This is a genomic window from Halorubrum rarum, from assembly GCF_048380895.1.
Lineage (GTDB): Archaea > Halobacteriota > Halobacteria > Halobacteriales > Haloferacaceae > Halorubrum.
In genome coordinates this window covers 46,787-67,139 of the sequence record NZ_JBLWMN010000009.1, presented here as the reverse complement: position 1 = coordinate 67,139, position 20,353 = coordinate 46,787, and the positions used below count along the sequence as shown (strand labels likewise).

At 58.8% G+C, this 20,353-nt stretch carries 18 protein-coding genes and 2 pseudogenes; 8 read left to right on the top strand and 12 right to left on the bottom strand.

The features are described from left to right. The first annotated feature begins 50 nt into the window (after window positions 1–50). Entirely contained in the window at window positions 51–341 is a 291-nt protein-coding gene (eif1A, locus tag ACNSN7_RS08980) for a translation initiation factor eIF-1A (protein WP_418281940.1), read from the top strand. 24 nt (window positions 342–365) lie between these two features. Here eif1A and ACNSN7_RS08975 read toward each other — a convergent pair whose 3' ends face one another. The 7 genes from ACNSN7_RS08975 to ACNSN7_RS08945 all read right to left on the bottom strand — a co-directional run bounded on the left by ACNSN7_RS08975 (window position 366) and on the right by ACNSN7_RS08945 (window position 5,872). Continuing rightward, complete coding sequence (locus ACNSN7_RS08975; RefSeq protein ID WP_418281939.1) at window positions 366–1,007, bottom strand: helical membrane plugin domain-containing protein; 642 nt, start codon at window positions 1,005–1,007, stop codon at window positions 366–368. A 2-nt stretch (window positions 1,008–1,009) separates the two neighbouring features. Beyond that, window positions 1,010–2,155, bottom strand: coding sequence for an NAD(P)/FAD-dependent oxidoreductase (locus ACNSN7_RS08970; RefSeq protein WP_418281938.1), 1,146 nt, complete (start codon window positions 2,153–2,155; stop codon window positions 1,010–1,012). After that, window positions 2,152–2,394, bottom strand: coding sequence for a sulfurtransferase TusA family protein (locus tag ACNSN7_RS08965; RefSeq protein WP_418281937.1), 243 nt, complete (start codon window positions 2,392–2,394; stop codon window positions 2,152–2,154). The genes ACNSN7_RS08970 and ACNSN7_RS08965 overlap by 4 nt, the downstream gene beginning before the upstream one ends. A gap of 276 nt (window positions 2,395–2,670) precedes the next feature. Then, complete coding sequence (locus ACNSN7_RS08960) at window positions 2,671–3,366, bottom strand: TOBE domain-containing protein (RefSeq protein WP_418281936.1); 696 nt, start codon at window positions 3,364–3,366, stop codon at window positions 2,671–2,673. 50 nt (window positions 3,367–3,416) lie between these two features. Next, window positions 3,417–4,220: an amino acid ABC transporter ATP-binding protein gene (locus tag ACNSN7_RS08955; protein WP_418282003.1), complete on the bottom strand. Its 804-nt coding sequence runs from the start codon at window positions 4,218–4,220 to the stop codon at window positions 3,417–3,419. Next, entirely contained in the window at window positions 4,220–4,948 is a 729-nt protein-coding gene (locus ACNSN7_RS08950; protein ID WP_418281935.1) for an ABC transporter permease, read from the bottom strand. The genes ACNSN7_RS08955 and ACNSN7_RS08950 overlap by 1 nt, the downstream gene beginning before the upstream one ends. A 9-nt stretch (window positions 4,949–4,957) precedes the next feature. Then, window positions 4,958–5,872 carry an ABC transporter substrate-binding protein gene (locus ACNSN7_RS08945; protein WP_418281934.1) on the bottom strand — a complete coding sequence of 305 codons (915 nt, stop codon included), beginning with the start codon at window positions 5,870–5,872 and terminating at the stop codon, window positions 4,958–4,960. A 279-nt stretch (window positions 5,873–6,151) separates the two neighbouring features. Between ACNSN7_RS08945 and ACNSN7_RS08940 the strand changes: the two genes are divergently transcribed. After that, the gene (locus ACNSN7_RS08940) at window positions 6,152–7,177 is read left to right on the top strand and encodes an AI-2E family transporter (RefSeq protein WP_418281933.1); all 1,026 of its coding nucleotides are present in this window, start codon (window positions 6,152–6,154) and stop codon (window positions 7,175–7,177) included. A 794-nt stretch (window positions 7,178–7,971) separates the two neighbouring features. Next, window positions 7,972–9,348 (top strand): ATP-binding protein, encoded by a 1,377-nt coding sequence (locus ACNSN7_RS08935; protein ID WP_418281932.1) that lies wholly within the window; start codon window positions 7,972–7,974, stop codon window positions 9,346–9,348. A gap of 180 nt (window positions 9,349–9,528) precedes the next feature. Here the strand turns inward: ACNSN7_RS08935 and ACNSN7_RS08930 are convergent, their stop codons facing one another. From ACNSN7_RS08930 to ACNSN7_RS08910, 5 genes and pseudogenes are all read right to left on the bottom strand, one after another. Then, window positions 9,529–9,789, bottom strand: coding sequence for a hypothetical protein (locus ACNSN7_RS08930; protein ID WP_418281931.1), 261 nt, complete (start codon window positions 9,787–9,789; stop codon window positions 9,529–9,531). Window positions 9,790–9,908: 119 nt separating this feature from the next. Next, a complete protein-coding gene (locus ACNSN7_RS08925; protein WP_418281930.1) occupies window positions 9,909–12,188 on the bottom strand; it encodes a heavy metal translocating P-type ATPase in 2,280 nt (759 codons plus the stop codon). A gap of 13 nt (window positions 12,189–12,201) precedes the next feature. After that, a pseudogene (locus ACNSN7_RS08920) lies at window positions 12,202–12,553 on the bottom strand (SHOCT domain-containing protein). A 169-nt stretch (window positions 12,554–12,722) separates the two neighbouring features. After that, window positions 12,723–12,893, bottom strand: a pseudogene (locus tag ACNSN7_RS08915) (PIN domain-containing protein); the annotation flags it as partial. Window positions 12,894–13,576: 683 nt separating this feature from the next. After that, window positions 13,577–13,714, bottom strand: a complete 138-nt coding sequence (locus tag ACNSN7_RS08910; protein ID WP_418281929.1) for a hypothetical protein — start codon at window positions 13,712–13,714, stop codon at window positions 13,577–13,579. Window positions 13,715–13,977: 263 nt separating this feature from the next. Between ACNSN7_RS08910 and ACNSN7_RS08905 the strand changes: the two genes are divergently transcribed. The 5 genes from ACNSN7_RS08905 to ACNSN7_RS08885 all read left to right on the top strand — a co-directional run bounded on the left by ACNSN7_RS08905 (window position 13,978) and on the right by ACNSN7_RS08885 (window position 20,191). After that, window positions 13,978–16,212 (top strand): PAS domain S-box protein, encoded by a 2,235-nt coding sequence (locus ACNSN7_RS08905; RefSeq protein ID WP_418281928.1) that lies wholly within the window; start codon window positions 13,978–13,980, stop codon window positions 16,210–16,212. Then, window positions 16,205–16,783: a response regulator gene (locus ACNSN7_RS08900; protein WP_418281927.1), complete on the top strand. Its 579-nt coding sequence runs from the start codon at window positions 16,205–16,207 to the stop codon at window positions 16,781–16,783. Before ACNSN7_RS08905 ends, ACNSN7_RS08900 begins: the two co-directional genes overlap by 8 nt. Before the next feature lie 97 nt (window positions 16,784–16,880). Then, complete coding sequence (locus ACNSN7_RS08895) at window positions 16,881–17,270, top strand: HalOD1 output domain-containing protein (RefSeq protein WP_418281926.1); 390 nt, start codon at window positions 16,881–16,883, stop codon at window positions 17,268–17,270. Between the two features lies 1 nt (window position 17,271). After that, the gene (locus ACNSN7_RS08890) at window positions 17,272–18,780 is read left to right on the top strand and encodes an ATPase domain-containing protein (protein WP_418281925.1); all 1,509 of its coding nucleotides are present in this window, start codon (window positions 17,272–17,274) and stop codon (window positions 18,778–18,780) included. A gap of 7 nt (window positions 18,781–18,787) precedes the next feature. Beyond that, window positions 18,788–20,191 (top strand): ATP-binding protein, encoded by a 1,404-nt coding sequence (locus ACNSN7_RS08885; protein WP_418281924.1) that lies wholly within the window; start codon window positions 18,788–18,790, stop codon window positions 20,189–20,191. Window positions 20,192–20,353 lie beyond the last annotated feature (162 nt).

Genomic DNA, 20,353 nt, shown 5'->3' with positions numbered 1-20,353 from the left:
ACGAAGAGAGTGGTCCTTTTAACTTCCGAGACACGTATCGGCGCATACGCATGAGCGACGGAGACGGCGACGGTCGACGTGACCTCCGGATGCCCGACGACGACGAGGTGTTCGCCGAGGTCGTTGAGATGCTTGGAGCGAACCGCGTTAAAGTCCGCTGTGCGGACGGTAAAGAGCGAACGGCACGGATACCCGGCCGGATGCAAAAGCGGATCTGGATCCGCGAGGACGACATCGTGCTCGTGGAGCCGTGGGACTGGCAGGACGAGAAAGGCGACATCGCGTGGCGCTACGAGAAAAGCGAGGCCGAACAGCTCCGCGAGGAAGGACACCTCCAGTAAGCGCGAAACCGACGCTCGGGCCCGTCAGGCGTCGTCGGACGCCGCCTGCGTCCGCCCGATCGCCTTCGCGATCGCGAGCACGTAGCCCAGCCCGTACTGGACCTCCGGGTCCCGACTCTCGCGTAGCAGCCCGATCGGGCCGACCGGGTCCGGCTCGGCCGACTCTGCCGTCCCGACTCCTTCGAGCAGCGTCCGGACGCCGTCACGGGTGTCATCGGAAGCCGCCGTGTCCGCGATCTCCCCGAGTGCGGCACCGGTGCCGGCGAGCGAGCGGACCATCTCGTCGTCGAGCGCGGCGGTCGCCAACGATCCCACCTCGGCGATCTCCGCGAGCTCGTCCAAGGTCCCGCTCCGTTGCAGCGTGATCAGCGTCTCCATGGCTTCCCGGAGCTCCGCCCCGTTCGTTCCGACCGTTTCGGCCAGCTCGACGGTTTCCTCGCTTGCGAGACCGTCCGCGGACTCCGCGAGCGTCGCGGTCGTCCCCGCGAGTTCGACGACCATCTCGTCCGTGAGCGCACCCTCACCGAGCGCCACGACGTCCAACAGCTCGTTGACGGCGTCGAGCCGCTCGACGAACGCGGCGACCGCTTCGGGGTTCTCCGCGATCGCCGCCGCCAGCTCGTCGCGTTCGGTCGCCGATGAGTCGGACGTGGGTCCGTCGGCCATGGTCAGAGCAGCCCCCGTGCGGTGAGCCAGTAGGACTCGTTGTACGCCAGCTTCGACCAGTGGAGCTTCTCGGACGGCGGGGCCGGTGCCGGCGGGTTCTCGTAGTCGAACTCGACGAACGACGCCTCGTCCATTCCCGTCTCGATGAAACAGAGCGTCTTCCCGTCGTACCTCGCCGTCGCCGGTCGGTCGCGGAGGTCGCTGGCGATCCGCTGGCTCACGATCCCGGCCTGGTAGTGGGCGACGCTCCCGGCCTTCGGGACGCCCGTGTCGGCGGCGTCGCCGAGCGCGTAGACGTTCTCGGCCCGTTCGGCCTCCAAGGTGTGCTTGTCGACCTCGACCCATCCGTCGTCACCGAGTCCGGCCTCCGCGATGAGATCGATCCCGCTGTGCGGCGGGATCGCGGCGAGCAGGTCGTACTCGAGTTCCGACCCCTCCATCGTGTGGATCGTCTTCTCGTCCGGGTCGATCCGCTCGGCGTTGAAGAACGTCTCGACGTTGATATCGCGGTCCTCCATTATCGGCTGGGCCCACTCCGCGATGTGGGGGTTTCCGTGGACGCGCTGGATCGGATACGTGTAGGTGATCTCGACGTCCTCCCGGAGGTCGCGCTGTCGGAACCAGTCGTCCGCCATGAACACGAACTCCAGCGGTGCGGCCGGACACATGTGTGGACTCCCGATGACGCTGAGTACGAGGTGTCCCTCGGTAACGGAGAGCAGCTCCTCCCGAAGCCCGGTCGCACCGGACTCGCTGTAGTAGTCGTACCCGCCCTCGTCGAGCCCCGGGATCTCCTCGGGCGCCAGCGTCGACCCGGTCGCGATCACGAGCTCGTCGTACTCGATCGGGCGCTCGTCGGACGCCACGAGGAGTCGCTGTGCGTCGGTGTCGATGTCGGTCACGCGATCGATTCGGAGGTCCACTCGGTCGTCGACGAGGTCGGCGAGCGGCCGTCGCGCGTCGTCCAGCTCCCGCTGCCCGAACGGAACGTACAGCCACACCGGTTTGTACACGTGGTCCGGATCGTCGTTGACGAGCGTGACGCGAACGTCGCCGTCGTCCAGCTCCGCGTCGAGGCGCTCGACGAGATCGTTCGCGAGCACCGTCCCGCCCGTGCCACCGCCGACGACCACGACGTGATCGGTCATGCTTTCTCCACGTAGAACTCGTGGTGGGTCTCGAGCTCCTCGACCGCGAGAAGGTCGTTTCCGGCTTCCTCGGCCCACTCGGTCACGTCGGTAAGCGACTGGTCGTTGTCGCTCAACAGCAGGACGACGTCGCCGGACTCCACCGAGCGGATCTTCCCGATGAGATCCATCAGTGGACCGGGACAGGCGGCTCCGCGGGCATCGACCGTCTCCGTTACCTCGATGTCGGGTTCAGTCATGAATACAGGTGAACGTTCGTCTCGGCACGTATTAATATTGTGCGGTGATTCCACAATAGTGAAATACAGTATGGGCGTGGACGACGAGAGCTCTGTCGGAGTTGGCTCCCTCATGGCGAGGACGCCGCGACGGTAACACGACTGCGACACGACGACGACACGACTGCAACACGACGACGACACGACTGCAACACGACGACGACACGACGACGACACGACATCCACAGGATCGTTGACGATGTTCCTTGCCTTCCGTCATGGGCTTTGGAGCCGTCCTCAAACGCCGTGAACGAGCCGTGTCGCTGTTGCCTTCCACGTGAGTACGACCTCACGTCCCGCAGCCAACTCGAGTCGATCGACGCTGTCATCCGTCACCAGGGCTCGAAACACAGTGCCGCCGACGTCGATATCCACCGTGTACACGGTTTCACCCTGCGCTATCCCAGTAATTGTCCCGGACACGCGATTTCTCGCACTCGTTGAATCGGGGCCTCGATCAGCCGCGCTATCGAGGATCGTGATCGAGTCAGCCCCAACCCGAACGTGGACGGGATCCGCAACGGTCACGCCATCATGGAGGCCGTGTACGGTTCCGACGCTCGTCGTTACGTCCGCCAGTTCACCTGCGGTCGATGAGACCGTCCCGTCGAGAACTGTTTCAGGAACTTGTGCGGTCACTGAGAGCGCGACTTGAAGCCGTTCGTACTGATTTAGCAGTTGTTTCGCGTTGTCGGTTAACTTGCTTCCACCCCCACCGCTCCCCCCACGGTGCCGTTCAACGAGCCCGCCAAACACCGACTCGAGTTCCTCGATACGGGACAGATCGTGTGCACGTGATCGACCCAGATTGGTCGATGCCTTCGCGACGGAGCCTGTTTCGTCGATCTCGCGGAGTAAGGTGACGTCTCGTTCGGCGAGTTCTACATCGTCCCGTACGAGGGCGGCACGCCCCTGCCCACTCGTTTCATTCATTATCTATGATCTACTCGGTAGGGATTTAGAATCTTGTTCGTATTTCCGATTCAGTAGACGAGTTCTCCGTCGATGAACTTCCGTGCACGGGGATCTTCGGGATTCGTGAACACACGGTCGGCGGGACCGAACTCGATAAGTCGCCCCTCAAGCATCACTGCAACACGGTCGGCGACGCGCTCTGCTTGGTTCATGTCGTGAGTCGCGATCGCGACGCCGAGTCCTCGTGCTCGTGCCGTCTCTATTGCGTCTTCGATCACGGCAGTGTTCCGGGGATCGAGATCGGACGTGGGTTCGTCAAGGAACAGGAAGTCAGGATCGTACGCGATAGCACGAGCGAACGCCACCCGTTGTGCTTCCCCGCCCGATAGCGAGGGTGCTGCTTGTGTCTCCATGTCCGCGAGTCCGACGATATCTAACGCTTCGGCAACCGCTTCACTCGCGTCTCCGCTCCCGAGTCGCGAGATCCACTGGGTGAGCCGATCACGCCACGTTCGGCGGATGTGTTGGCCGTAACTCACGTTTCGGCGGACCGTCGTATCGAAGAGATTTGCCGCTTGGAACACCATCCCCATCCGTCGTCGAACGTCGAGCCGTTCGCGCTCGGACAGCGTCCACACGTCCCGTCCATCCATCTCGACCGTTCCCGCGTCCGGACGGTAAAAGAGTGACAAGAGCCGAAGGAGTGTCGTCTTACCCGTCCCAGAGGGACCGATGATCGCCACTGTCTCACCCCGTTCGACCGCAACCGTTACGTCGTCGATCACGTCCGTGTCGTCGAATCCGTGACTGATGCGTTTGAGCGCCAGCCCATCGGTCGTTCCCCGTTCTCGTTGCTGACGCTGTCGGCGCATCATACGCGCTCACCGCCTAATCGGAGGACGATTCCGTTGATCACCAACACGAGTGCGACGAGTATCACGCCCAGGATCATCGCCAGCTCGAAGCGTCCCTGCCGGGCTTCGAGTTGGATCGCCGTGGTGAGTGTCCGCGTAACCGACGTGCCGTCGGCACTGGCGATGTTGCCGCCAACGATGAGTACCGATCCGACTTCGCTGATCGCCCGGCCTAACCCGGCCAGAACACCGGTGAGGATCCCATAGCGAGCTTCTTTGATCGTTACGAGCGCGACGTCGAGTCGGGTTCCACCCATCGCGTACGCGGCATCACGCACGCCGTCCTCGATGCTGGTAACGGCAGCGAGGCTCACACCCGTGATGACCGGCGTGGCAAGGATAAACTGTGAGATGATCATCGCCTCTTTCGTGAACACGAGATCGAAGGGCCCGAGCGGCCCCTGATTGGAGACGGCAAACAACACGAGAAGGCCGACAACGACGCTTGGAAACCCCATCCCGGTGTTTATCACAGCAACGACGACCCCTTTCCCGGGGAACTCCGAAAACCCGACAACGATAGCAATTACGAGACTCACGAGCGTACTGAGAAGGACGGCCGTGAGACTCACGTACAACGAGACGCGGATGATGCTCTCGACATAGTTTCGCTCGAAGGGAAACTCGACGAGAAGCGGAGCGAAACCGTCTGCAACGGGAACTATTGGTGATATCAGTTCGATCATGGCTGACTATCACTCCCCGTTCGGCGTCCAGCCCTCGGGGACGTACTGCTGGAAGTTCGGCTCCTCAGCGATCGAGTCAGGGAAGAACAACTGCTCGCCTTCGACCGTGTATTCCTCGATGATTTTCTGTCCTTCTCGAGACGTGATGTATCCGATGTAGGACATCGCGAGATCGTAGGTGACGTTCCCGTGGACGTCGGGATTAACGGCGACGATGCCGTACGGATTTGCGAGGAGCTCTGGACCGCCTCCGATCGGCCCTTCAACGCGAATCGAAACGTCGAGTTCGGACCGTTGGGAGAGGTAGGTCCCTCTGTCGGCGAGCGTGTAGCCGGGGGTCTGGCTCGCCTGATTCAGAACCTCACCCATCCCGCTCCCGGCTTCGCGGTACCATTCACCGCCGGGTTCGACGCCGGCCGCGTCCCAGATGGCGAGCTCTTTCGTGTGTGTCCCGGAGTTGTCGCCACGCGAAACGAAGGTGGATTCGGTCTCCGAAACCGCCTGAAACGCCTCGGTCACCTCGTCCATGCCGTCGATACCGGCGGGATCGTCTTCGGGGCCAACGACGACGAAGTCGTTGAACATGAGATCACGGCGATTGACGCCGTACCCCTCTCGCATGAACTCGTCTTCGAGCGACCGGGCGTGAACCATCACGACGTCGGAATCGCCTGCCCGTGCGGTTTCGAGCGCCGCTCCAGTCCCCTGTGCGACGGCCTCGATTTCGACACCGTAGCGATCTTCGAACGCAGCGTTCACCTCGTCCAGTAATCCCGTGTCGTAGGTGCTCGTCGTCGTTGTCAGCGTGAGCGTTTCGTCGAGAATGCCGGCGTTTCGTTCCTCGTCATCAGCCCCTGTACATCCCGCTAGTGTTGCTGTCATCCCGCCAGCGGCCGCAGTGAGGAACTCCCGCCGTTGAATCATCTATAGTACAACGTCGCTACAAAACTTACTTAGATTTTTCGCCTTATAGGTAACTAGATCTACTTACTATATCGGACCGCGGAACGAAGCTAATAATATAAGTCGTATGTCATCCGTCACCCGTCGTTGCACACACCAGTGTTGACGCGGTTCCCGGAGCACTCGGACTGAAACCTGCCACGCCGGATTCCGCTTGCAGGGGAAGCCCCGCCGGTACCGGCGGGGAGGATGTCACGAAAAGGAGAGCATAACCATATGACTGAGTCTTTTAAAGTAGGTATGGCTGACACCAGCTGGTCGTCCGAGGATACTGCGGTAACGATCTTGGCAGCGGTGAGCGTGGGTCTCGCCGCCCTCCTCGTCGTCACGTATCTACAATACGTGTTGTTTGCGATCGTGCTCGCATACGTTCTCGCACCCGTACAACGGAAACTCGAGCGGCGGATGAGCTCGATGATAGCAGCGATCACCCTTATTCTGACCGCGATACTCGTGATTTTCATTCCGCTCGCATACATCCTCGCCATCGCAATCCAACAGGGACTAGGGCTCCTCACCGCTCTCCAGGAGGGTGATTTCAGGCCGGATATGATTCAGGATCGGCTCGAAACCATCGGATATGTCGTCGATCTCGAAGTGTTGTATGCGACGTATCAAGAGCCGATCGCGGCTGGATTGCAAAGCCTCGCCGTCGGCACACTCACCGTCGTCAGCAACCTCCCAGGTGTGCTGATCGGGCTCACGGTGACGGTGTTCGTTCTCTTTGCACTGTTACGCGACGGTGAACGGTTGATCGCATGGTTGCGATCGGTCGTTCCCGTTCCCAACCGGGTGCAGCGTGACCTGCTCGAAGAGCTCGATCACCTCATGTGGGCGTCCGTCGTCGGTAACGTTGCGGTCGCAGGCATTCAAGCGGGACTGCTCGGGATCGGGTTAGTGCTCGTTGGCATGCCCGGGGTCGTCTTTTTGGTCGTGGCGACGTTCATTCTCGCCTTGCTCCCGCTGGTTGGTGCGTTTGGCGTTTGGGTTCCAGTCTCGAGCTATCTCTTCGTGATCGGGCGACCCTTGGCAGGTGGATCGTTTGTGCTCTATGGTCTGTTAGTCAGCGTCTCGGACGTCTATCTTCGGCCGGCCCTTATCAGCCGGAGCGGGACGATCAACGTGGCGATCATCGTCTTGGGTATTTTCGGGGGGGTCGTAGTGTTCGGGGCGATCGGCCTGTTTATCGGCCCCGTCGTTCTCGGTGGCGCGAAGATCGTCATGGATCTGTTTGCCAGAGAGAGAGCCGAACCAACCACTGCGTGAACTACCCTACCCTCAAGGAGCCAACGGCCTCGACGGAGTCGACCTCGACGTCGAGAAAAGAATGGAAAAAAGTGTAGCTGTTCGTTACTCGTTCCTGAACATCCGGCGCACGAACGGTGAGATCTGTTCAGTTACTGAAAGAGCGTTGACATCCTCCCCGCGCTGAAGCGCGAGGATTCCTTCGTGGGGCGTCGGGCCGTTCCGTCAGCCCCCGAAGGCAACTTCCTCACCCCGCGTGGTGAGTACCGGGTTCGTGCGCTACACGTCGGCCCTCGAAACGAGGGTATGGCGTATTCGACGTCCGAGATGGACGCGGTATCCGCTTGTGCCGTACCCGATACCGCTTGAGCGAAGCGTCCGAATACCGGGCAACCACCCACGGTTGGAACGTGGGCGGATACGGGTCGTGCCATCGACCGTACTCCGCCGACGAGGGCGGAGTGCAACCGCGAACGGGGCGTGTGTTGGGATGCTGTCGCCCCCTCGTGTGCGCGGTCGTTACCGACCGTCTCCAGTGACGGGTAGGGTACTGTGAGGACGGCGGACGAACCTCAACCACGTACTCCCCACCGGGTTTACCGGTGGTGGGCGTGGAACCGTCCGTATCAGCGGGAAGTGGCCCCAGTTCTTCCGATTGAGAGTTTACGCGAGTTGTCTTACCACATGATACGACACTGGGACACTTGATAATGCCGGTTGCGTAGGTTTTGCCGGCTTCATCCCCGCCCTGAAGGGCGAGGCTTTCGCCTCGTACTTTCCGGAAGTATTCTTCTCGGTCAAGGTAGCGTATATGTATGACGCAGTTCGTGAATCGGGAAGACGAGCTCTCCCGGCTACGCGGATGCTACGAATCCGACGAACCCGAGATGGTCGTGATTTTCGGTCGGCGACGCCTCGGGAAGACACAGCTCGTCCAACACTCGCTCTCCGACCGTGACGACGCAGTCGTCTATCAGGCCACGGAGACCACCTCGCAGATACAGCTTGACGAGTTCGTCGACGTCGCCTCCGAAAACTTCCCCGGCATCACGCAGATCAAACAGAACTGGGAAGCGCTGCTCGGATATCTGGGGGATCAGGACGGAGTAGTTGTCCTTGATGAATTCCCCTACCTCATCGACGCCGACGAGAGTCTTCCGTCAGTTATTCAGCGACTGTGGGACCAGCGGCTCCAGAACACCTCGGGAACGCTCGTTCTGATCGGGTCATCGATCAGTATGATGGAGGAAGCGACGCTGCTCAGGAACAGTCCCTTGTACGGACGATTCACGGAACGACTCGACCTCCAGCCCCTCGATTTCGCTGCCGCACAGGAGTTCGTTCCGGACGAGTATTCGCCCGAAGAGCGGATTTTCACGTGGGGAATCTTCGGTGGCGTTCCGTACTACCTCGATGGCATCGATCTCAACCAGGACCTCAGAACCGTCCTCACCAGGGAAGTGCTCTCACAGAAGGGGTATCTCCATAACGAACCCGAGTACGTCCTCCGCACCGAGCTCACGGACCCGAATCGATACTTTGCGATCCTCACCGCCATCGCGGCCGGGAAGACGACGTCGAACGAGATCGCGCAAGCGATAGGGATCGACGGGAAGCAGATCTCGACATACACACAGAAGTTGGAGCGGCTTCGGCTCATCGAGCGAGAGGTCCCCATCACTGAAGAGAAGGCGAACTCACGCCGCGGACGCTATCGAATCCTGGATCCCCTGTTCCGGTTCTGGTTTCGTTTCGTCTACGGCAAGGATGATCGATACGAACGGCTCGGAGAGAGTGCTTACGACGCGGTCATTGAGCCGGAACTTCCAGATTTCGTGAGTCACGAATTCGAGCGGCTTTGTCAAGGCGCACTCCCGGGTCTCTACCCCGCAGAGACGTTCCTCGATCTCGGGCGATGGTGGTACAAGGACCACGAGGTCGACGTCGTCGGACTCACCACCGACGGGACGATGGTTGCGGGTGAATGCAAGTTCACGAACGCACCGCTTGACTACGGAGCTCTCGCCTCGCTCGAAGACCACGCCGCCGAGATTCGATGGACGCCGGACACCGATGAGAGAAACACCAAGTACGCCTTATTCACCCGGAAGGGTGCGACACAGTCCGTTCGAGAAGCCGTGTCCGAGCGCGATGACGTACAACTGTTCGAACTCGGAGATATTACGTCCTAGAACTGTTCTCACTCGTTGCCGAACATCTGGCGCGTCACGACGTCTCGTTATGATACTGTTAGGACGGTTTTCGCACCGATCCCGACGCGCTCTTGCGATCCACTCTCGAGCTATCTCACTTAATATCCCTTCCTAGTGAAAGTGATACGTTTTCCAGAGATGCGAATTCGGAACGAGAAACTAGCGGAGAACCGGATCGTCGTGATCCGTTCGAATCTTCACGACAAGTGCGACGATAGATGCGGCGTACAACCCGAGAAGCGGTGTCGCCACGCGTGCGTAGGCCTCGTATTCGTCGGGCGTTCCACCGGGGATCATGAACCCCACCAGCAGGAATCCAACAACGAGACTTCCCACGAGATACGCGACCGCGAGACCGATCTGCGTCGGCCTTCCCTTGGGTGCGAACGGATGGACTCCGGCCAGAACTGCGACGCTCACCGGAATCACCACGAGCCAGCTGAGCCGTTGAGAGGCGAGCCACCCGAATACGAGGCCGCCAAAAACGTTAGAAGCGCCTCCGGGAGCTTTGAGAGTCAGTGGGATTCTGCCATCGGGGATCACCCGGAGAGATCTGCGCGTTTGAGGAACTGGGCGTTGATCGCGACGATGACCGTACTCGCGGACATCAACACGGCACCCACGGCCGGCGAGAGCAAGATTCCGATCGGTGCGAGAACGCCCGCTGCGAGCGGCAGCGCGAACACGTTGTAGCCGGCCGCCCACACGAGGTTCTCCTGCATCTTCCGATAGCTCTTGCGGCTCAACCGGACGAGCTTCACCACGTCCCGCGGGTCATTCTCAACGAGAACGACATCGGCCGATTCGACGGCGACGTCCGTCCCGGACCCGATCGCGATGCCCACGTCCGACCGGGTCAACGCAGGGGCGTCGTTGACGCCGTCTCCGACCATCGCCACGAGATTGCCCTGTTCCTGCAGCTCAATGATCTTCTTGTCCTTGTCGTCGGGCAACACCTCCGCGAAGTACGTGTCAATGCCGAGTTCTTCGGAGACGGAGCGAGCGACATCTTCGCTATCGCCGGTCAGCATCGCCACCTCGACACCCATCGCGTGAAGCGCGTCGATCGCCTCGCGGCTCTCCTCGCGAATGACGTCCGCGAGGGCGACCGCCCCGATTGCCTCGCCGTCGCGGATCAGATAGACGACGCCCTGTCCGCGTTCGCCGGCCTCGTCGCTGAACGCCTTGAGCCCATCACTGGATTCGACGTCGAGGTGGCGAAGCAGGTTCGGCCCGCCGACGTACACCGTTTCTCCATCTTGTCCACCGCTCGCCTCCGCGCCGGGAAGGGCAGCGGTTTCCAGCTCGACGGTCGCACGGACGCCCCGACCCTTCAGCGCCTCGAAGCCGCGGGCGTCGGGGACATCCAGCTTCCGCTCCCGGGCGGCGTCTCGGATCGCTTCGGCGATCATGTGTTCGGAGTCGCTCTCGACTGCCGCCATCAGAGCGAGCACCTCGTCTTCATCCCAGTCAGTCGTCGTCTCGATGTCGACGACGCCCTGCTCGCCTTTCGTGAGCGTGCCCGTCTTGTCGAAGACGATGGTATCGAGGTTGCGGGCCTCCTCCATCGCGATCCGATCCCGGATGAGCATCCCGTTGTTGGCGGCCATCGTCGTGTTGATCGCGACAACCAGCGGGACGGCGAGGCCGAGTGCGTGCGGACAGGCGATGACGAGCACCGTGACCACGCGTTCGACGACCGGCAGCCCGAACCCGACCGCCATCGTCCACGCCACGGCGGTGAGCGCGGCGACACCGAGGGCAGCGTAGAACAGCCACCCTGCGGCCCTGTCGGCGAGCACCTGCGTACGCGACTTGCTCTGTTGGGCTTCCTCAACCAATCGCACGATTCCCGACAGGGTCGTCTCGTCACCCGTTGCAGTCACTCGAACGCGCAAGCTGCCGTCGCCGTTGGTCGTCCCGCCGATCACCTCGTCGCCCGGCTCCTTCCCAACGGGACGAGACTCTCCGGTGATCATCGCCTCGTTGACGTTGGACTCACCTTCTTCGACGATGCCATCGGCCGGGACGTTCGCCCCCGGCCGGACGAGCACCAGATCGTCGGCCGCTAGCTCGTCGACGGGAACGTCCTCGGTGTCGCCGCTCTCAGTGATACGCTCGGCCGTGTCGGGCATCAATTCGGCCAACTCGTCCAGTGCACCCGACGCTCGGCGGACGCTGCGCATCTCGATCCAGTGACCGAGCAGGAAGATGACGACCAGCGTCACCAGTTCCCAGAAGAACGGCTCGCCGATGTCGAAGGCGACGGCGGCCGCGCTGTAGACGAATGCGACGGTGATCGCCAGCGAGATCAACAGCATCATCCCCGGCTCTCGTTTTCGGGCCTCGACAGCGCCCATCCGGAGGAAGGGGATCCCGCCGTAGAGGAACACGAGCGTGCCGAGTGCCGGGCCGATGAGCACGCTTCCCGGGAACGTCGGCGCGGTGAACCCGAACCACTCCTGTAGCATCGGACTGTACGCCAGCACCGGAATCGCGAGGAGGAAGCAAACGAAGAATCGCCGTTTGAACATCTCCTCGTGGCCGGAGTGGTCGACGTGAGCGCCGTGGTCGTGGTCGTCGGCGTGAGCGTCGTGATGGGACGCGTGCTCGTCTTCTGCATCGGGTTCCGCCTCGTGGCGAGCGGCGTGTTCGGCGTGCGTCTCTTCCGACGGCTCGTCGTCGGTCTCGTCTTCGACGTTCAGAGTACAGACTCGACAACAAGGACAGCGTCGATCGGTCAATCGCTCGTGGGATACCCGTGAGTCTGGTGCATGCTCCTCGGTGTGGCCGTCGTGTTCGTGGCTGTGGTCGGACATTGACTCGACTCACCTACTCATCTCGTCGGAGGCGTTCGCTTCGCTGCTCGAACTCCTCCTCGGAGATATCGCCGCGAGCGTACGCGAGTCGAAGTTCCTCGAGTGCTTCGTCCGTTCGGTGCCCATCCTGCGAACGACCCGTCCTGACCAACAGATATCCTCCCCCCGAGAACGATTAACAGGAAGACTGCCCACATGAGTAGCCACGACCACCACATCCCTCCAGTGCCGTTCCAATCTCCCATATGGCCCCAACCGACCATCCCCATCATCGGCAGCGCGAGGAGCATCACGAGAAACGGGGCAATCAGAACGATGGCAACGACGATCAGTAGCGTGCGTGCGAGTGGATCCGTGGTTGACATGAAATCCGATTTGCTCCGAGTAGACATAATAGCTGGCCTGATTTGTGGAATGCCGCCGAGACTGCCGTTGGACAAGAATTCTGACGACCTGATCGGGGTTGTCAGAGCCAGCGTTCCTTATAGAACGTTTCAAAACGTGGGTAACTCGGTTCTCGATGGCATCGATTCGATCCCGCTCGAACCGTTTCTTTTTGCTCAGAACACTCCGAAGTTCCATGAGGCTGAGAACCGAAACAAGCGGATCGTCGATTTGATCAAGCAGTTCGATTGCTTCGTCAGACCGATCGGTATCCCGAGTAACGGCTGCGACGAAAACGCTCGTGTCGAGGAGCACTCTCATAACCTTCGCGGACGTCACGAACGGCTTCGACGGAGTCAACCTCGACATCGAGACCCAGCTCTGAGAGTGCCTGTCCGAGCGGGACCGTCTCGTCATCATCGGGGTTCGAGGAAACGAACTCCTCGAAGTCGTCCGAAGTGAGACTCATACCTGACCTTACCCACCAACTCGCAAAAGACTACTGGCGGTCCCGTTGTCCGTGATGTGAGAGGATAAACCTCCAGACCGTCGGTCCGGATATACGTCTCGCCGCAGTATCGACACTGTGTGACTGACGACTGGATCGAGTCAGTCTGATCGCCGGTGACTGCCTCGGCCTCATCGAGTTGTCCAAAGAAGTCGTCCGAATCGGTCACTGTGACCACCTCCAGATGGGAGACGGCTGAGTACGGAGCGGTCGCTCGGAGTCGGAAAAGAATGGAAAGAAGTGTAGATGTTCGTTACTCGTTCCCGAACATCTGGCGCATCATGGGGTAAATGGGTGAGCCAATGGGCCACCCAATTTAAATGATACCCATACCATTCGAAAATATCATAGAACGCATCTGACACGCCGTCAGTCCTCGCGCGGTCTACCGTGAGCACGGAGCCTCGCTTGCCCGTTCTCTCCGCTGTCAAGCGTCACGTCACCCTCAACGCATAACGGGGGTTGAAGTGACTCAGCACGAAACCCGCGCGACGGCTCAATCCCCGTGCGGCAAGCACATCACCTGGTTGTACGTCTCATCGAATTCGGCGATGAGGGTGTCAAGAAACGCACAGACCTCCCCGATGTTCGCGTCGCTGTCATAGACCGCGGCGACACCGTCTTCAAACGGCACTCACAGAGGACTCGTCGTTTGAGTCCACGTGCACTGGGGTCGTTGCACGGTCGATCGTACAGAAACTCCACTCGTCGATCGCTCTCACTTCACCCCCAAACTTTTGCTACTTGGACTTAAATAGGAATATATTACTCGGCAGTAGGTCAGCATTTATGATTGGATCCCAAACGCAAAACGGTGAGGTGCAGACGCCACCAAATCACCGACCGGAATCCCCTCGAATTCTCTTATTGCTGGAGCGCGAGGCGAACTGCGACCGTTTGGCCGACTGGCTGTCACCCACGTATGAGGTTATTACCACAGATGGTGAGCCGTCAGACGAGGAATTCGATCTCTGCATAGTCGATGGACCGATGCTTGCAACGCACCGTGAGAGACTCCAGACTGCCAAGAAGCAGGCAGCCCCCATATTCCTCCCATATGTGCTGATGTCTACCACCACCAATCCGAAACCAACATCCCAGGTTTGGGACGATGTTGATGAGGTGATTTCAGTCCCAACACAGAAAGCAACGCTTCATCATCGCCTCACAAACCTCCTCGAACGCCGCGCACTCTCACAACAACTGGCGGGTGATTTCCAAGAGCAACGGGAACTCTTTAGGAAAATCTTCGAATCCTCGAACGACGCAATCCTCGTAACCGACCTAGATAAGGATACAATCCGGGAATGTAACCCCCAAGCCTGTGAACTACTCGGATACACCCGGACGGAACTCTGCTCGTTGACGCCTGCAGAAATCCATTCGGGCGAACTTCCTACTTATCGAGCATTCGTCGAATCCGTTGTCGAGGAAGGACACGGCTGGATCGATGAACTCTCCTGCCAGACCAAAACCGGCGAGCGGCTTGACGCAGAAATCTCGGCCTCACGGCTCGAACTCAATGGACGACCACATTTGCTCGCCAGCGTACGCGATGTGACGACCCGAAATGAACAGCATCGAATTCTGAACAGCCTCCATGATACGACAGTCGAACTGATGGGGGCTTCGACGAAACAAGAGATCGCCGAGGTGACAGTCAAGGCCGCAAAGCGGGTCTTTAACTACGACATCGTCGGTGTTCGTCTACTCAATGAAAAAACGAGCCCACAAACGCTTGAGCTCGCGGCTGCAACTACCGATATTGAGGACCTTCTTGAGCCGGACCCACCCGCCTACGAGGTCGGTGAAGGGCCAGTCGGACAGTCCTTCGAACACGAGGAGCGAGAGGTAATCGACGACCTACGAGAGCGAGACACGCCGTTCGAGTACGATCCGATTCGGAGTGCGATGTGTTTTCCGCTTGAATCGTACGGCGTTCTGAGTATCGGGGCCACCGACTCCGCGTCGTTCACCGATGATGATGTCCAGATGGCGGCCATCTTGGCGACGAACGCGGCGGCAGCACTCACTCGGAGTGACCGGGAGGTAGCGTTGCGCGACCGGACGGCATCTCTCATTGGGCTTTTCGAAAATACAATCGACGGGATTGTTGAAGCCGAGTTCATCGACGGGATGCCCTATATTCGGGACGTCAACCCGGCGTTCGAGCGCATATTCGGCTATGACCGCGATACAATTCAGGGGGAATCGTTAGCCAAGCTTGTCGTTCCAACCGAGCAAGAACCAGAATCACAGATACTCATCAACCATGCACTTGCTGGCAGGTACATCGAAACGGAAGCCCGGCGCAAAACGGCTACCGGTCGTCGTGACTTCCTCATCCGCGTCATCCCGGTTGATCCCGACGGATCGGGAGTTGGTGCCTATCTCGCCTATATGGACATCACGGAACGGAAACGGAGAGACCAGCAATTACAGGTCCTCAATCGCGTGCTCCGGCACAACATTCGGAACAAACTGAATGTCGCTCGCGGCGTTGTAGAACAAACAATAAAAAAAGACGGCGAGGTATCCGACTCCCTTGCACACGATGGGCTCGATGCAATCAACCAACTCCTCGATCTAAGTGAGAAAGCACGCGAACTCACAACAGAATCTAACTCCCAGAACGATCCCGAGTCGGTGGCGGTTGCCGACCTTGTTACGCGCACCATCGAGTCACTCGAACAGGAGTATCCAGACGCAGTGATTTCGACCGACGTAACAACCGAAACATCGGTGGCGGACACTGGTCGGCTCAACCAAGTGCTACAAGAACTATGCGAAAACGCGATCGAACATACCGATCAACCCGAGCCATCAGTCCGGATTAGAGTCATGTCAGATCCCGACTCGGACGAACAGATCAACATTGCTGTCGAGGACGATGGCCCCGGCATTCCGGATGACCAGCGGGCCGTGCTTCAGGACGGTGAAGAAACACCGCTCCAGCACGGGGATGGACTCGGCCTCTGGACTGTCCACTGGAGCGTCAGGATGGCCGGCGGCGACCTTGATCTCGGAGAGGCAAGCGACCGGGGTACGACGGTAACAGTGATATGGCCGACTGTCAGTCAGGACACCGCGCGCCTAGAGTGGGGTCGGATTACAGGTGATACCAATGAATGATACTCCCGAGAATCAGCGTAGTACCGTCCTTGTCGTTGATGACGAACGCGGTCTCGCTGACCTGTACGCTGTGTACCTCGACGAGGACTACGAGACCCGAACGGCGTACGATGGCGAGACGGCACTCGAACAAGTGGATGACGATGTAGACGCTATTCTGCTGGATCGGCGAATGCCGGGATTATCTGGTGATGAGGTGCTGACAGCGCTGCGTGAGCAGGGATATGACTGCCCTGTGGCGATGCTCACCGCCGTCGATCCCGATGAAGACATTCTCAAATTAGACGTTGACGACTATTTCGTAAAACCCGTCGATCAGGAGGAGATTCGGGAGGCTGTCGCCACGCTCACTGCGCGGACGCGGTACAACGACGAGTTCCGTTCGTATTTTGCCACTGTTTCGAAGAAAGCTGCGATGGAGACTAACCTGAGTGAACAGGAACTTGCGTCTAGTGATGCCTATCAGACGTTGACAGAGGAGGCTCAAGCGGCGAAGGAAGATGCCGATGCCGCGTTCACGGAGATGATGGCGACAGACCAGAGCCCATTCGCCGGATTCCGTGAAATATGACTGTTCATACAGACCGATACAGTGGCAGAGCGGCCCCGACAACGGGAGTCGAATCTCGTTTACGAGCAACCCGGGAGGAGGCGGTCGGAGACAACTTATGACAGATACCACGAAACCACCGGACTTAGAGTTTGAGCCAGGCATAGATGTTGAACGGGATAGCGCGAAGGAGATACGCATTGAAGCGAACGGTCAGGAGATACCGTCGGAGGCGTATCGTGTGGTTCACGACTGGTCGGGGGACCGATCGCTCAGTACCACGGTCATACACGCCGTTCAACGGGTGTTGAACACGCCAGAAGAAGAACTTCCGATACTTTACGAACATATTGATCCAGACGCACTGGACCGCCTTTTTGCTCCTGTTCAATCAGATCGAAGTCGCACTGACGGACGAATCACCTTCTCGTATGCTGGATTATGCGTGATGATCGAGGCAGACGGCACCATCACACTGTTTATCACGCGAGAGGAGGGAGAGAAGTAGTATGACGGACGAAACTGATTCATCGCAACAGGAGACTCATACACAATCAATTGAACGACTTTCGACAGGGGTCTGCGGTCTGGATGAAATTCTACAGGGTGGGCTCATTCCGGAACGGAGCTACCTCCTTCGTGGCGAGCCGGGGACGGGAAAGACCATTCTTGGCCTCCATTACCTGACCACAGGGATCGCCCAGAATGAAATCCCCCTGTTCATCAACCTTGAAGAGACGACCGAAGACATAAAACAGAACGCCGCCTCGCTCGGATTCGATCTCACCGACGTCCATTTTTTGGACCTGAGTCCGAAATCGGATTTCTTCGCCGGAGATCAGGGCTACGATGTCTTCGAATCGGGGGAAGTCGAGCGCGATCCGCTGGTCGAAGAAATCACGGAACAGGTCACTGACCTCCAGCCGGACCGGGTGTTTGTCGATCCGATCACCCAACTGCGGTATCTCTCGACCGACGAGTACCAGTTCCGCAAACAAGCCCTCTCGTTCATGCGGATGCTCAGTGAACAGGGTGCCACCGTCCTATTTACGACCCAGGCAACCGAGGACGCCCCAGACGAAGATCTGCAGTTTATGAGTGACGGGACGATCCAACTCGGCTATGCGGCAACTGGCCGATCGATTAGCGTTCCGAAATTCCGTGGCTCACCCACCGAGAGCGGTGGGCACTCTATGGAGATTACCAGCGATGGGCTCGTCGTCTACCCGGAACTCTCGCCTGGGAAGTACGATCGCTCGTTCGTCAACGAGGCGATTTCGTCTGGCGTGCCAGAACTCGATGAACTCCTTCATGGGGGACTCGACCGTGGAACGGTCACCGTGCTGAGCGGGCCGACCGGGGTCGGAAAGACGACGACTGGCACACAGTTCATGAAAGAAGCCGCCGGCCGGGGAGAGCGATCGGTGATCTATCTCTTCGAAGAGTCCGAATCAACGTTCATGCAGCGCTCGGAGGCGATCAACATTCCAGTCCACGAGATGCGTGAGCGGGGAACGCTCTCTGTGGAAGAAATCGAATCGCTGCAAGTTTCCCCTCAGGAGTTCGCCAATATGGTTCGGCACGAAGTCGAAGAGAAAGACGCCGACATCATCATGCTTGACGGGATTGCCGGGTACAAACTTGGGCTGCAAGGCGAGGAAGACGACCTGGTCACGCATCTCCACGCGCTCAATCGGTATCTCAAGAACATGGGCGTAACTGTCATCCTGATCGACGAAGTAGCAAACATCACCGGTGAGTTCCAGGCGACAAACGTCGGCATCAGCTACCTCGCGGATAACATTATCTTCCTACGCCATCTGGAAGTCCGCGGCGAGATGAAGAAGGTCATTGGGGTGTTGAAGATGCGCACCAGCGACTTCGAGCGAACTCTTCGGAAGTTCGAAATCACTAAACACGGCATCACGGTCGGCGAGCCACTCACCAATCTCCGAGGGATTCTGAGTGGCACACCACAATGGACGGAGGATCAGAATCCAGACGTGAGCCGTGAATAGTCCAGCTATGGAGGCATCGGACTCTGAACGTCCCACAGCAACTACACTCCTCCTGCTCATCGACAGCGACCGGAATCGAGAGTTGCTTGCGGACCGACTCAGTGCCGAGTTTGCGATCGAAACAGCCGACGACGAACCATTGAATGACCCGGCATTCGATCTTTGTCTTCTCGATCCTCTGTCACTGAGCAGGTTTCACGATGACTTACAAGAAGTGAAATCCAGTGCAGAACCCGTGTTTCTCCCGTTCCTCTTACTCACAGGAGAGCGGTCCCCTGAAGAGCTATCGAGTGACGTGTGGGACGTCGTGGATGAAGTTATTCAACGACCGGTAAATCCAACAGAGCTGGATACTCGGATTGGAAATCTCCTTCGCCGACGTCGCTTATCGGTAGACCTAGCTCGCCAAAAAGCCCAGAGCGAAGAACGATTCGAGTCGCTCTTCCAATCGACACCCGACCCTGTCGTTGTAACAACACCTGATGGAACGATTACCGAAGCGAATGATGCCTTCGCCCGGACATTTGGCATCGACTCCGAGGAACTCCGAAACCGACCGATCACTGAGATCGACCTCTCACCACCCGATGCGGTTGAACGCGTGTTGCTTCGTATCGCTGATAATGAACCCTCGTCAACGACCGTGCAGTGGAATCTTGACGAGGATACCTCACTCGTCACAGAACTGAACACAGATATTGTGGCGGGATTGAGTGAGGCTACCGAACGGATCGGAATCTTCAGGGACATTACTGCCCGAGCGGAGCGCGAGAAAGACCTCAAACGGCAGAATGAGCGTCTCGAAGGGTTCGCAGACACAATCGCGCACGACTTGCGGAATCCCCTGAACGTCGCACAGGGTCGCCTCGATCTCGCGCAACAAACCGGTGATGAGGAACACTTCGAGGCGATCAGATCCGCACAGGATCGGATGGGGCAGATGATCGATGAGCTACTAACCCTCGCAAAACAGGGCCAAGCTGTTTCCGATCCAGATTCGTTCGTCTTTGTAGACGCGATTACCCGGGCGTGGAGTCACGTTGAGACATCGGATGCAACGATTGCAGTGGATGTTGACGAGTCAGTCATGATTACAGCCGATGAGGGGCGTCTATGTGAGCTTCTGGAGAATTTATTTCGAAATGCAGTTGAGCATGGGGGTGAGACCGTCACGGTGCGTATCGGGGTACTCTCAGAGGGAGCGGGATTCTATGTCGAAGACGACGGCCCAGGGATTCCGCCGGAGAAGCGAACGGAAGTCTTCGAGGCAGGGTATACTGAGTCAGCGACTGGAACGGGATTCGGCCTCTCGATCGTCCAGCAGATTGTTGATGGTCACAACTGGACGATTACGCTAACCGAGAGTGACAATGGTGGTGCACGGTTTGAACTCAGGGATGTTGAGATGTGAACCGTTGTGCCTATAATATTCATCGTGCAGTGTCTCTCACATTTTTTGATCTAATCCCCGGTATTCATTGGTTCGGTTGGAGGAGTGGCGGCACGACTTATCCGACGAGACATAACTAATTCTCCATGCTAAGGGACGATGTTCGGGTTTCAAACTGTAAGT

What these genes read in the sequence shown, in the direction of transcription:
- eif1A (WP_418281940.1), top strand. Translation starts at nt 51, where the DNA reads ATGAGCGACGGAGACGGCGACGGTCGACGTGACCTCCGGATGCCCGAC.
- ACNSN7_RS08975 (WP_418281939.1), bottom strand. Translation starts at nt 1,007, where the DNA reads ATGGCCGACGGACCCACGTCCGACTCATCGGCGACCGAACGCGACGAG.
- ACNSN7_RS08970 (WP_418281938.1), bottom strand. Translation starts at nt 2,155, where the DNA reads ATGACCGATCACGTCGTGGTCGTCGGCGGTGGCACGGGCGGGACGGTG.
- ACNSN7_RS08965 (WP_418281937.1), bottom strand. Translation starts at nt 2,394, where the DNA reads ATGACTGAACCCGACATCGAGGTAACGGAGACGGTCGATGCCCGCGGA.
- ACNSN7_RS08960 (WP_418281936.1), bottom strand. Translation starts at nt 3,366, where the DNA reads ATGAATGAAACGAGTGGGCAGGGGCGTGCCGCCCTCGTACGGGACGAT.
- ACNSN7_RS08955 (WP_418282003.1), bottom strand. Translation starts at nt 4,220, where the DNA reads ATGCGCCGACAGCGTCAGCAACGAGAACGGGGAACGACCGATGGGCTG.
- ACNSN7_RS08950 (WP_418281935.1), bottom strand. Translation starts at nt 4,948, where the DNA reads ATGATCGAACTGATATCACCAATAGTTCCCGTTGCAGACGGTTTCGCT.
- ACNSN7_RS08945 (WP_418281934.1), bottom strand. Translation starts at nt 5,872, where the DNA reads ATGATTCAACGGCGGGAGTTCCTCACTGCGGCCGCTGGCGGGATGACA.
- ACNSN7_RS08940 (WP_418281933.1), top strand. Translation starts at nt 6,152, where the DNA reads ATGGCTGACACCAGCTGGTCGTCCGAGGATACTGCGGTAACGATCTTG.
- ACNSN7_RS08935 (WP_418281932.1), top strand. Translation starts at nt 7,972, where the DNA reads ATGACGCAGTTCGTGAATCGGGAAGACGAGCTCTCCCGGCTACGCGGA.
- ACNSN7_RS08925 (WP_418281930.1), bottom strand. Translation starts at nt 12,188, where the DNA reads ATGTCCGACCACAGCCACGAACACGACGGCCACACCGAGGAGCATGCA.
- ACNSN7_RS08900 (WP_418281927.1), top strand. Translation starts at nt 16,205, where the DNA reads ATGAATGATACTCCCGAGAATCAGCGTAGTACCGTCCTTGTCGTTGAT.
- ACNSN7_RS08895 (WP_418281926.1), top strand. Translation starts at nt 16,881, where the DNA reads ATGACAGATACCACGAAACCACCGGACTTAGAGTTTGAGCCAGGCATA.
- ACNSN7_RS08890 (WP_418281925.1), top strand. Translation starts at nt 17,272, where the DNA reads ATGACGGACGAAACTGATTCATCGCAACAGGAGACTCATACACAATCA.
- ACNSN7_RS08885 (WP_418281924.1), top strand. Translation starts at nt 18,788, where the DNA reads ATGGAGGCATCGGACTCTGAACGTCCCACAGCAACTACACTCCTCCTG.